Source organism: Acinetobacter sp. 197 (genome assembly GCF_048148385.1).
Taxonomy (GTDB): Bacteria; Pseudomonadota; Gammaproteobacteria; order Pseudomonadales; family Moraxellaceae; genus Acinetobacter; species Acinetobacter pecorum.
In genome coordinates this window covers 159,895-171,996 of sequence record NZ_JAYWZK010000008.1, presented here as the reverse complement: position 1 = coordinate 171,996, position 12,102 = coordinate 159,895, and the positions used below count along the sequence as shown (strand labels likewise).

10 protein-coding genes and 4 tRNA genes are annotated in these 12,102 nt (G+C 43.9%); 6 read left to right on the top strand and 8 right to left on the bottom strand.

Going from position 1 to position 12,102, the window contains the following annotated elements; all coding sequences use genetic code 11:
• Positions 1 to 144 precede the first annotated feature (144 nt).
• Complete coding sequence (gene wrbA / locus VXQ11_RS10085; RefSeq protein ID WP_416705940.1) at positions 145 to 744, bottom strand: NAD(P)H:quinone oxidoreductase; 600 nt, start codon at positions 742 to 744, stop codon at positions 145 to 147.
• Between the two features lie 110 nt (positions 745 to 854).
• Here wrbA and VXQ11_RS10080 point away from each other — a divergent pair, with 110 nt between their 5' ends.
• On the top strand, positions 855 to 2,102 hold the full coding sequence (locus tag VXQ11_RS10080) for a YihY family inner membrane protein (protein WP_064095160.1): 1,248 nt from the start codon (positions 855 to 857) through the stop codon (positions 2,100 to 2,102).
• A 160-nt stretch (positions 2,103 to 2,262) separates the two neighbouring features.
• On the opposite strand, the gene VXQ11_RS10075 is transcribed toward VXQ11_RS10080, so the two are convergent.
• Both VXQ11_RS10075 and VXQ11_RS10070 read right to left on the bottom strand, forming a co-directional pair.
• The gene (locus VXQ11_RS10075; protein WP_064094501.1) at positions 2,263 to 2,904 is read right to left on the bottom strand and encodes a fumarylacetoacetate hydrolase family protein; all 642 of its coding nucleotides are present in this window, start codon (positions 2,902 to 2,904) and stop codon (positions 2,263 to 2,265) included.
• 31 nt (positions 2,905 to 2,935) lie between these two features.
• Complete coding sequence (locus VXQ11_RS10070; RefSeq protein ID WP_064094502.1) at positions 2,936 to 3,433, bottom strand: YcxB family protein; 498 nt, start codon at positions 3,431 to 3,433, stop codon at positions 2,936 to 2,938.
• 159 nt (positions 3,434 to 3,592) lie between these two features.
• On the opposite strand from VXQ11_RS10070, the gene VXQ11_RS10065 reads away from it, so the two are divergent.
• Positions 3,593 to 4,891 carry a hypothetical protein gene (locus VXQ11_RS10065; protein WP_064094503.1) on the top strand — a complete coding sequence of 433 codons (1,299 nt, stop codon included), beginning with the start codon at positions 3,593 to 3,595 and terminating at the stop codon, positions 4,889 to 4,891.
• A gap of 104 nt (positions 4,892 to 4,995) precedes the next feature.
• Here the strand turns inward: VXQ11_RS10065 and VXQ11_RS10060 are convergent.
• From VXQ11_RS10060 to VXQ11_RS10040, 5 genes are all read right to left on the bottom strand, one after another.
• Positions 4,996 to 5,072 (bottom strand) — tRNA-Arg (locus VXQ11_RS10060).
• Positions 5,073 to 5,358: 286 nt separating this feature from the next.
• Positions 5,359 to 5,964, bottom strand: coding sequence for a dihydrofolate reductase family protein (locus VXQ11_RS10055; protein WP_416680883.1), 606 nt, complete (start codon positions 5,962 to 5,964; stop codon positions 5,359 to 5,361).
• Positions 5,965 to 6,082: 118 nt separating this feature from the next.
• Positions 6,083 to 6,159: transfer RNA gene (locus VXQ11_RS10050), tRNA-Arg, on the bottom strand.
• Positions 6,160 to 6,207: 48 nt separating this feature from the next.
• A tRNA-Arg gene (locus VXQ11_RS10045) sits at positions 6,208 to 6,284 on the bottom strand.
• A 16-nt stretch (positions 6,285 to 6,300) separates the two neighbouring features.
• Positions 6,301 to 6,390 (bottom strand) — tRNA-Ser (locus tag VXQ11_RS10040).
• A 263-nt stretch (positions 6,391 to 6,653) separates the two neighbouring features.
• On the opposite strand from VXQ11_RS10040, the gene rnr reads away from it, so the two are divergent.
• The 4 genes from rnr to VXQ11_RS10020 all read left to right on the top strand — a co-directional run bounded on the left by rnr (position 6,654) and on the right by VXQ11_RS10020 (position 12,101).
• Positions 6,654 to 9,101 (top strand): ribonuclease R, encoded by a 2,448-nt coding sequence (gene rnr, locus VXQ11_RS10035; RefSeq protein ID WP_416705939.1) that lies wholly within the window; start codon positions 6,654 to 6,656, stop codon positions 9,099 to 9,101.
• 84 nt (positions 9,102 to 9,185) lie between these two features.
• Positions 9,186 to 9,593 (top strand): hypothetical protein, encoded by a 408-nt coding sequence (locus VXQ11_RS10030; protein ID WP_416705938.1) that lies wholly within the window; start codon positions 9,186 to 9,188, stop codon positions 9,591 to 9,593.
• A 215-nt stretch (positions 9,594 to 9,808) separates the two neighbouring features.
• Complete coding sequence (locus tag VXQ11_RS10025; protein ID WP_416705937.1) at positions 9,809 to 11,848, top strand: M3 family metallopeptidase; 2,040 nt, start codon at positions 9,809 to 9,811, stop codon at positions 11,846 to 11,848.
• A 31-nt stretch (positions 11,849 to 11,879) separates the two neighbouring features.
• Positions 11,880 to 12,101: a YheV family putative zinc ribbon protein gene (locus VXQ11_RS10020; protein WP_064094507.1), complete on the top strand. Its 222-nt coding sequence runs from the start codon at positions 11,880 to 11,882 to the stop codon at positions 12,099 to 12,101.
• Position 12,102 lies beyond the last annotated feature (1 nt).

Below are 12,102 nucleotides of genomic sequence, written 5' to 3'. Positions count from 1 at the left end.
CAAAAAGATCAAAAAGATCAAAAAGATCAAAAAGATCAAAAAGATCAAAAAGATCAAAAAGATCAAAAAGATCAAAAAGATCAAAAAGAAGCTTAATATAATTGAGGAAATGAAGTGAGTACTTCATTTCCTGCGAGAGCTTGATCAGCCTTGATTGAGCTTCAGTACAACCTCACCCAGACCCTTGCCCTGTACTTCACACAGAATTTTTTCATCCTGACTTAAGCCCTGATCATGCCTGGGGCCGCTGACATGACTGGCACCATAAGGTGTACCGCCAGTTTTGGTATTCGATAGTGCCGATGTTGCATTGCTAAGCCCCATGATCATCATGCCATGATGAAACAACGGCGGCAGCATGCTTAGCAAAGTACTTTCCTGTCCGCCATGCATGGAACCTGACGCCGTAAACACGCAAGCAGGCTTACCATGCAAAGCGCCATTCAGCCATAGACTTGTGGTCTGATCCCAAAAATACTTCATTTCAGAAGCCATGTTGCCAAAACGAGTCGGTGAACCCAGTGCCAGACCGGCACATTGCGCAAGATCATCCAGAGTGCAGTAAATGTCTCCTTCTTCCGGAATGCTTGGTTCCGCGACTTTTACCATGCTGGATATATTGGGAACCGTCCTGATTTTCACTGCCACGCCTGCCGCTTCAATTCCATTGGCAATCAAATGCGCCATTTCTTTGGTTGAGCCATATTTGCTGTAATATAAAACAAGGACATAAGGTTGCATCATGGTTCTTATTCATTACTAAAAAAAATAAAACTATACGATACTTTGCAAGTTTTTTGGTTAAGCTGATGATGAAAATTCATGATGATTAAAAAAATTGAGATTGGATGCAGATGATTGATAAGTATTTAAAGAAATTACCTTTCTATGAAAAACACTGGTTTCAATTTGTTTTATTTGTATTACGACGTTTTGAAGCAGACCGCTGTCGCGAACAGGCAGGTTCATTGACTTATACCACCCTGTTTGCGGTGGTGCCGATGCTGACAGTTTTTCTGGTAATTATTTCTTCAATTAAAGCACTAGAACCTGCGCGGCAGCAATTGCAACAGCTGATTTACAGTAACTTTTTACCTAAAACCACCATTGCATTTGATAAAGCCCTAAATGCCTTTACCGACAAATCCAGCAATCTCACCATCATTGGTATTCTGTTCCTGTTTGTGACGACAGTATTGATGCTGAGCAGTATCGAAACGGCATTTAACCGGATTTGGCGTGTGACTGAAACGCGAGGCGGGATTATAGGATTTATGCGTTACTGGACCATCATTTCGCTGGGACCAATTTTACTGGGCAGTGCATTTGTGATTTCCTCGACTGTAGCGTCCCTGAGCATTCTCAGCAACAATTTTTCCGGTTATGAACTAGATGGCGCTTTTGTTCTCTGGGCAATTTCCTTTTCGTTGACAGTACTCGGTTTTTTCATTCTGAACTGGACCATTCCGAATCGCAGCGTACCGATTAAATCTGCCTTTATTGCAGGCCTGTTTAGTGCAGTAGTATTTGAACTGCTGAAAAACCTGTTTGGCTGGATCATGACAAACTTTACCAGTTATGAAATTGTCTATGGTGCCTTCGCCGCTGTGCCAATTTTCCTGCTCTGGATTTATCTGTCATGGATTATTGTATTATTGGGAGTTGAGATCAGTTATGCCCTGACCGCTTTTGAATCTGGTCAGGACAACAAACGCCATCCGATCGTCATGCTGCTGGATTTATTAGAGCTCTTTTATAAAAAGCAAAAAACGGGTGAAAGTATCAGTGAAGCGCAAGCGCTGGAAGTGCTGGGCCGAGATGAAATTGGTCGCTGGCCGAGCTATGTCGAAATGTTCGAAAAGCAGAATCTGATCAAACGTACCGATGAGAATGAATATGTGCTGGTCCGCGACCTGGATCAGGTGAGCTTCTGGAATTTTTATTCGCAACTGCCCTATCCACTGCCACGCAAAAACCATCTTATCAATACCCAGCCTGATGATATCTGGATGCAAAATTTCTCGCCCAAGTTACAGGAAGCAGATCAGTATCTGGAAGAAAAACTCAGTTTCCCGCTATCCGAATTGTTCCGACGTAAATAGAAAAAATCCTCTCGCTCGAGAGGATTTTTTAATGACATCGATGGATTTACAAGCAGGCTTCCCCGCAACCACCGTAATTCTCAGCCACCGCCTGAATGACGAGGCGATAAAAAGGACTGCATTTGCAGTCCTTTAGCTTGAACAATATAAAATACCGGGATTATTTAACAAAAGTCGTCCAGATATAATCCTGAGACTTACCTTTAAGAGTCATTTTGAGCTGATCACCCGAATGTAATGCCGCAACGCCTGCCGGTGTACCGGTCATTACCACATCGCCCTCTTCTAAAGTAAAGACCTGACTAATCTCAGCCAGCAGAGTCGCAATATCAAAAATCAGTAAAGCGGTATCGCCTTTTTGACGCAGCTCATTATTAATTTCAAGTGTGTAGTGCACATCTTTCCAGTCAGTAACCACATCCGCTACAGGCACCCAGTCCGACAACAGGCAGGAACCATCAAAGGCTTTGGCTCGTTCCCAAGGCTGACCTTTTTTCTTATGATCATCTTGTAAATCACGCAGCGTTAAGTCCAGACCTAAAGTCACAGCACCTACTGCCTGCAGGGCTTTTTCAGGATCATTTTCCTTGCTTAAAGTCCGGTCAATACGCAAACTCAACTCGCATTCATAATGGCAGTTACCCCATTCAGGATTCCATTCAATGCCTGCTTCAAGCGAAGTTAAGGCACTCGGTGGTTTGATGAATAATACCGGCCGATCAGGGATCGCATTACCGAGTTCCTTGGCATGATCGGCATAACTGCGACCCACACAAACAATTTTGGACGGACGTGTGCTCATGATCAAAACTTCCCTTTGGTAGATATCTGAATTATTTTTTAAATGTATGCTCAAACATGCTCTGTTCAGTGCCATCCTTAAATGCACGCTTCGGCACAATAACCACGGTACGGTTTTTTAATTCCAGCATATAAGTGAGTTTACCGACAGCAAAATTCTGCACTTCGCTATATGGCACCAGCTTGCTACGATCATTGGTAAAAATTTCCGCATAGTCCTGATACAGATCAATACCCTGTTCGCTTTTACCAAACTGATATTTAATAAACTGGCGCTTAAACATCATCGGCAGGAACCAGTAACGCATGATGCCTTGCAGGATCAGGAAGAATGCTCCCAAAGCCACGTAATAACGTCCGACGCCATCAAAGCCCATCGAAAAACCCCAGATGATAATCCCGATACTGACCAGAGGTGTCAGAAAACGTGAAATCTGTTTTTTACCAAACGTTGCCAGGGCAAAACCATCCTGAGATTCTTCTAAAGTCAGAAAATAACGGGTCGATAAAGTCGGTGCTGACTCAGTCATAGCATCACATCAAAAAATAAAATCTTGCCCAATACTATACCAAAATATACACAGCGCTTATGGCCTGTCACATCAATTACATAACTTTGCTTTGGAATTTCGTGCTTTTGGTTTTAAATAAATAGCAATTAAAACAAAAAATATGTAACAGGTTGCTGAATGAACGGATTAAAGCAATGCATAGTCATCAGTGTTCTTTTAGGAACCTCTACCACAGCACTGGCCAAGATTATTCCCTGGAATGCCGAACTGCCGAGCAGTCTGAGTGCCTATCAGGGAAATGCTCACCAGCTGGCAGAGTTAACCGGCGAGCGGATTCTGATTTATGCGCATCCCTCATCTAAAACCCAGCTTCCGACCTTAAACAGCAATGCACCCAGCAAGGCACAGTTTTATAGTGCGGCTGTGGTATTGCCGGTAGCTGAAGCTCAGGTCGAAAAATTGCTGCAACATTATCCGAATTATGTGGGTCTGTTTCCGACATTAAAGTCAGCCAAAGTGCTGGAGCAGCAGGGTTCGATTCAGCAGGTTAAATATCAGGTTCATATCCCAACCCCGATTCCGGTGTTAAACTTTAAAGAAACTGTAGTAATGCAGCATCATCTGGGTGATAACAGCATCAGCACCTTAATTATCGATGCGCCAATTCCCTATGGTGCAGGAAAACTGGAATGGTTTGCACTGGGTTCGCATAGAACGCTGGTGACTGTCACCCAATGGGGCGACCTGAACCAGCCCAAAGGCTTTTTATTCAGTAAAATCCTGAATGCGCTGCCTGAAGCCAAACTCGGCATTCCGCCGAGTACCAATGCATTTCTGCTGGAAGCACTACAACAACGCTTTAAAACCGAGCATACAGCAGCACTAGCAACTCCGATTCCGCAACTGAGATTCAACCCTCAACAGCTACAAAAAATTGCCCAGATCAGCCAGAAGTCTGGGCAACCGGTCAGTTTCATTTTGCCGAACTATCTGGTCAAAGAAGGAAAAGTCTCAGAAAATTTAAGATTTAGTAGCACCTATCAATATTTTGCGCATCCGGTCGAAAAATTGCGGCCGTGGTTAGCAGCTGAAGCAACCCAGCAGCTTTTTCCCCGGCAGATCAAGAAGGTCGAACTTAAGCCGGTCAATCCTCAGAATATAGATGCCAACTATAAGGTGTCGGTCGGTTTAGGAGTGATTCAGATTCCATTTAACTTCAAGATGCGTTTTTACCAGCCTGATTCCCTGCAAAACCAGTTCAATGCCAATGGCGGCGACTTGAAGTTTGTGAAAGGTGGCATGCGCTTATTACCGCAGTCACAAGGTACCTTATTTCAAATTACCAGCAGTATGAAGATTCACGATCAGGCACCGTTCTTATTAAGAGCCATGCGCAGTATGCCCTATCATGATGTTTTACCTGCAGTGGGTGGCAATACCGTTTATGCACTGAAAGTGCAGCAGAAATTAAGATAAGAAGGAGGCAGAGAGTTATTGGTTTTTTATATGAAAAATTAAAAAACTACAGATGTAAAAAAACCGCATCACTGTGCGGTTTTTTCAGAATTCTTTATCAAGATTGGTGCGCTCAGAGAGATTCGAACTCCCGACCCCTTAGTTCGTAGCCAAGTGCTCTATCCAGCTGAGCTATGAGCGCGACGTCTTGATGGGGTGCATTATACGAGTTTTTTCAGTCTTGTTAAGTGTTTTTTAATAAAATCTCAACCGAACGTACAGTAATTAAACGATGCAGCAATATTCACAACTTTCTGCCGAAAACTTCTGCAAATTTAGAGCTAAAAGCACTTAATTAATTCGACCAGAAAGCTGGATTTCCAAAAAATTTCAGCAGCACACAATAGGTCAGCTCTCAGTATTCTCAACCAGGTATCCAACCAGAATAGAATTCAAATATCAGATAACCATCATCCTTGTACGCTTTATCACTCGCCTATTGTTCCGGTCTTTACTGCGCCTGCCCTTTGATAATACGCAAACACAACACCATTTGAGCTAGCCAAGTGGTCTATCAACTGAAAAGCGGCGGGTATTGATTCATGATTAAACAGGCGTTTGCCAACACCCAGTATAATTGGAAAAGTCAGCAGACGAAGTTCGTCCACAAGCTCATATTTGAAAAGCGCCTGTACCACTGCAGCACTACCATATACACGAATATTCCCCTCCCCTGAAGCCTTCAGGTTAATGATCTCATCAATACTTTTTAGAAAGATCGTATTTTGCCAGTCCGAGTGCTCCAGACTGGTAGAAAGAACATATTTATTGACATCATTAATTCCCGGCCAGTCTTCAGCATGTGTGGGCCAGTAAGATTCAAAAATCTGAAAAGTATTTTTTCCTAAAAGAATATCGGAGGGCTGCATCCAGTTTTGCATGATGGCATCAAATGCCGGATCAGGTTCCGCATTAAAATACGGCGCCACCCAGCCACCATATTGAAAACCACCAGATAGATCTTCTTTCGGGCCTCCGGGCCCCTGCATCACGCCATCTAGGGTCAAAAATTCCTGGACAATGATTTTTCTCATCACGACTGCCTTTATTTTTATTAAATCGCCTGAGACTTATTTTTAGCACGTGATGTCTGGTGTTTCTGTAAATTTTAGGCACAAAAAAACCGCAACATGTGCGGTTGATTGTTCAAGTTGGTGCGCTCAGAGAGATTCGAACTCCCGACCCCTTAGTTCGTAGCCAAGTGCTCTATCCAGCTGAGCTATGAGCGCGTAACTTGTGTGCCTAGGTTGGCGATACGTTTTTCTGCTTAACTTACTTGGTGCGCTCAGAGAGATTCGAACTCCCGACCCCTTAGTTCGTAGCCAAGTGCTCTATCCAGCTGAGCTATGAGCGCGCGATGTAAGTAAGCGTGGCGGTGAGAGAGGGATTCGAACCCTCGATACAGTTACCCGTATGCGTCCTTAGCAGGGACGTGGTTTCAGCCACTCACCCATCTCACCGTAACGTGCGGCCATAATACAAATTTCGGCATGGCACTGCAAGCGCAGCATCAAAAAAAAGTGCATATTTTTGCTCGTTTAAATACTTTTTAAGCAATTCCTCGATTTTTCGTGCATTTTGATAGCGAAAAAACTGCATAAATTTCCAGTTATCGAAAATTAATAGAAAATTGAAAACTTAAATGGATTATTGCAATCATTTACGTGCAGTCTGCGCATACATGTTTTATGCTAAACCTATCTCCTAAGATAAATTTAAAGACATGATGAAAAACTGGGTCGATCCTGAAGCAAAAGCTGAAGCCGAACGTTATGACAACCCTATCCCTAGCCGCACGCTGATTTTAGAAACTATCGAAAAGAACAATGCCCAGTCCCATGCAGACCTGGTCGAACATTTTGAAATTGCTGATCAAAAAAGTATTGATGCCCTGAGCCATCGTCTGATTGCGATGGTACGTGACGGCCAACTGATGAAAGACGGTTATAAGTTCCAGATTGCGGCAGAACAGCCCGAGCATGAAGCAACGGTCTATATCAACTCAAAGGGAAGCGGTACCGCCAATATTTCAGGTGAAGATGATTTGCTGCTCCCTGAGCGTGAACTGCGTCAGGTCTTTAATGGTGACCGGGTTAAAGTACGCCAGACTTCAGTGGACCGTAAAGGTAAGTCTTGGGGCTTTATTACCGAAGTTTTGCAGCATCGTGTCAAAGAGATCATTGGTAAAGTATCAGAGTATGAAGGTGAATACTTTGTTCAGCCGGCTGCTCCAAATGCACATCAGCCGATTACCCTGGAAAAAGAGCTAATTGAACATGCCAAGGTCAAAGTCGGTGATTCTATTCGCGTTGCGATTGATCGCTACCCGACCAAAGAAGAATTTGCAACCGGCCATATTGTGCAGTCGATGGCAGACAAGGCCGATACCGAGATCATCATTCCACAAACCATTCTGGAATATGGCCTGCCTTATGAATTTCCGAAAGAAGTAATTAAAGAAGCTGAAAGCTTCAAGGAACCGACAGAGAAAGATCGCGAAGGCCGTGTTGATCTTCGAGATCTGGCACTAGTGACCATTGATGGTGAAGATGCGCGTGACTTTGATGATGCCGTTTATGCCGAAAAACGTCCAGGTGGTGGTTATCGTGTAGTCGTGGCGATTGCCGATGTCAGCCATTATGTACGTCCAGGCAAGCCGCTGGATGATGAAGCCCAGGAACGCGGTACATCTGTCTACTTCCCGCACTTCGTTTTACCGATGTTACCTGAAGCCCTATCCAATGGCCTGTGTTCTTTAAATCCGAACGTTGACCGTTTATGTATGGTCTGTGATTTAAAACTGTCACGTGCTGGTCGTGTGACCGGTTTTGAGTTCTATCCATCGGTAATGCATTCCAAGGCACGTTTGACCTATGATCAGGTCGCACAGTATCTGGAAGGCGACAGCCAGGCCATTACCGAAGACCGTGAAGTTCGCAAGTCGATCAATACCCTGTTCCAGCTTTATCAGGTTCTCAAAGGCTTACGTTCTGAACGGCATGCCATGGAATTTGAAACTGTAGAAACTTACATGACCTTCGACGAAATGGGTGGAATTAAAGAAATTCTTCCACGCACCCGTAATGATGCACATAAGCTGATTGAAGAATGTATGTTGCTGGCCAACGTGGCAGCCGCAGAATATGCATTAAAAAATGAAATGCCAATGTTGTACCGCGTGCATGAGCCACCTGAGTTTTCGCGTATCCAGAAAGTCCGTGATTTCGTCAAGCTGTTGGGTTTGAATTTCCCGGAACAGCCGACTCAGAAAGATTATCAGGCGGTGATTGAAGCGACCAAAGAACGGATTGATGCACCAAGTATTCATTCCGTGTTACTGCGTTCCATGATGCAGGCTTATTATGGTGCCAACAATGCCGGCCATTACGGTCTGGCATATGAAGCCTATACACATTTCACCTCGCCAATTCGCCGTTATCCGGATCTGTTATTGCATCGTGCCATCAAAGCACATTTAAATCACAAGCCATCTCCACTTTCAGGCGGGGCTTTAGAGGCTGCCGGTGAACATTTCTCTGCAACAGAACGCCGTGCTGATGAAGCTTCCCGCTCTGTAACCACCTGGCTTAAATGTCACTATATGCAGCAGCATCTGGGTGAAGAGTTTGTGGGCATTGTCAGTGCGACGGCAGAATTCGGCCTGTTTGTCACGCTAAAAGACCTTTATGTCGATGGTATGGTACATGTCAGCCAGTTGGGCGATGACTTCTTTGTCTATGACCAAAGCAGCCAGAATCTGGTCGGCCAGAACCGCGGTCAGATTTTTGGATTAGGGGATGAAGTCAAGATCAAGGTTGCCGGTGTAAATCTGGAAGAGCGCAAGATTGATTTTGAACTGATCCAACAGCTCAGTCATGCCGGCCGTGCAGTCCGTGCCCGTGCACCGCGAGTAAGCGAGAAAAAACCGTTACCACGTCCTACTACCACAGAAGAAGTGTTTGGCAGCAATGAGCGTGAGTCTAAATCCAACCTGAACGCTGATGGAGAACAACCCAGACGACGCAAAAAAGGCAAAGGAAAACCCAGCTCTTACAGCAACAAGCCTGCTAAATCATCTGCAGGAAAGTCTGAAGCAAAGGATAAAGGTAAAGTAAAGAAAAAGGCCAAGGTTAAAAAGAAAAAGTCCAATGCAAAAGCCAAGACTGAATAATCTGTGACAGTTTAAAAAGAGCGCTACGGCGCTCTTTTTTATTTATAATCAAGATACTAACTAGAAATAAAAAGGAATTATAAATTGGAAGTTATTAATATTCTAACAATAATCATTTCTCTTATGGCTCTGCTTGTAACCTATGCAGTATTTAAGTCCGATCAGCAACCACAAATTATTATTTTTGCTACCCCTCATTATGGGAAAGAATCCGTAATCCAACTTCATGTTAAAAATATTGGAAAGTCCATCGCTCATAATGTAAAAATATCTAGTGATCGACTGATCCCTCATGCAGCATTTGGAATTGAAAAATTAAATTCTGAAAAACAATATTTTGAAACTGGAATTTTTAAAAATGGAGTCAAAGTATTCCCACCCAATCAGAGCTTATACGATTGGGGGCAATATGGGGGCTTAAAAGATTCATTAGATAACTCCCCTATAACATTCACTATTACATATTTGTATAAGCACCCTTTGAATCTTTAGAAAACAAAAATCACTGACATCTCTACAATTGATATAAATGAATTAGAAGGCTTACCCTCATCTGAGGGTGGATTTATTGAACAACTTCAAAATATTAATAAAGAATTGAAAATATTAAATACAAAGCTAGAGAAAAAACTGTAACTGCCTTGATTTCTCTCACTAGAAGCCCTACATCTAAATTTAACACTGAAAATTAATTTGGCAGAAACGACATGACTTTAGAAAAGGCAACTTTGCCTGTTCCGCAATTTGATCAGATTACCCTAGAAGAACTTAAACAAAAGATTGAAAGCTGTATTGCTGAAGGTCAAAAATTCCTGAATGAACTTACCGAAACACCTGAATCAGCTCAGGAACAGCTTGCCATTTTGGAACATGTCGACACACTCGAAAATAATATGAGTGAGGCTTGGGGTATTCTTTCACATCTCAACGCCGTGAAAAACAATGCGGAAACACGTGATGTCTATCAGGCCTTATTACCCGGTCTAAGCGAATACTATACGCAACTCGGTCAACATACCGCACTGTATCAGACTTATCAGCATATTCATGATGCACCCATCTTTAATGAACTCCCGGCCGCACAGCAAAGTGCCATCAAACTGGCCTTACGTGATTTCAAACTGTCTGGTGTGGCATTGGAAGGAGAAGCGAAAAAGCGCTTTGCGGAAATTTCTGCGCGCCTGTCCCAATTGTCTTCAGATTTTTCGAATCATGTATTGGATGCCACTCAAGCCTACTTCAGACCATTAAATGAAGATGAACTAGCGGGCTTATCGGCAAACAATATTGAACTGCTCAAACAGTATGGCAAGCAGCATGAACTGGATCAACCGGTGGCTACCCTGGATTTTCCATCCTATCTGGCAATCATGACCCATGCAGAAAATCGTCCTCTGCGTGAAGAGCTCTATAAGGCGTATGTGACGCGAGCATCAGATCAGTCTGGGCAGACCGAGTTTGACAATACTGCCTTGATCGAAGAAATTCTCAGTTTACGTCTGGAAATGGCGAAGCTGCTTGGTTTTAATAATTATGCGGAATTGTCCTTAGCCAGCAAAATGGCACCGAGTGTAGAGGCGGTAGATGAATTCCTGCGTGATCTGGCAGAACATGCCCGTGTACCGGCAGAGAAAGAAGTTAGTGAACTGAAAGCAATTGCTGCTGAAGATGGCATTAGTGACCTGCAACCCTGGGACAGCAGCTATTATTCTGAAAAGCTGAAAATGCAGCAATTTAACCTGTCACAGGAAGCACTTAAACCTTATTTCCCTGCGCCAAAAATCCTGCAAGGCCTGTTCAGTATTGTGAATCGTCTGTATGGGATACAGGCAATTGAACGTGATGCACCGGTTTGGCATCCGGATGCACATTATTTTGAACTGGAAGATCAAGGTCAGGTGATTGGCGGCTTCTATCTCGATCTGTATGCACGCCAGGGCAAACGTGGCGGTGCCTGGATGAGTGGCTTCCGTTCCCGTATGCAGACCAGTGACGGCCTGCAAAAGCCGATTTGCTATATGGTCGGTAACTTCACTCCTCCTGTCGGTAGTCGTCCTGCACTACTGAGCCATGATGAAGTGATTACCCTGTTCCATGAATTTGGTCATGGCCTGCATCATATGCTGACAGAGGTAGACAATATTGCGGTAGCTGGTACCCATGGCGTAGCCTGGGATGCGGTTGAGCTGCCAAGCCAGTTTATGGAGTTCTGGGCCTGGGATCAGGAAAGTCTGGATGTGCTCAGTGAACACATCGACACCCAAGAATCCCTACCGGCTGAATTGCTCAAAGCCCTACTCGATGCACGTTTTTTCCAGTCTGGCATGCAAACCCTGCGTCAGCTTGAATTTGCCCTGTTTGACCTGAGTATCCACCGTGCCAATCCAGCCTTAAATGCAGCGCAGGTTCAGGATACTTTGAATGAAATCCGCGAAAAGTATGCAGTTTTGCCGACCACTGACTATAACCGTTTCCAAAACAGCTTCAGTCATATTTTCGCCGGCGGTTATGCAGCGGGATATTATTCCTATAAATGGGCTGAAGTTTTGGCCAGTGATGCCTTCGACCGCTTTGAAGAAGAAGGGATTTTTAATACTGAAACTGGAAAGCAGTTTAGACAAAAAATTCTAGCAGTTGGCGGAAAAGATACAGCACTTGACGCATTTATCAATTTCCGTGGACGCGAGCCAAAAATAGATGCATTACTGCGTCATCAAGGTTGGACGAACGGCTCTAAAAACGCTTAAACTACGTTTTTAAGTTAATCACAGGGTAAGCATGATGACTCTCAAACGCCGTTTCATTGCAGGCGCAAAATGTCCTAAATGTCAGGCATTGGATCGGATCGTCATGCTGACCAATGGTGAAGCTGAATGGATTGAATGTATCGAATGTGGGTATGAAGAAAATCGTCCTACTCATATCGATGAACCTGAGTCACCTGAAGTTCCAGATGAAATTGGTGTGATTCAGTTTAAACCCCGTCAGCCAAAAAAATAAT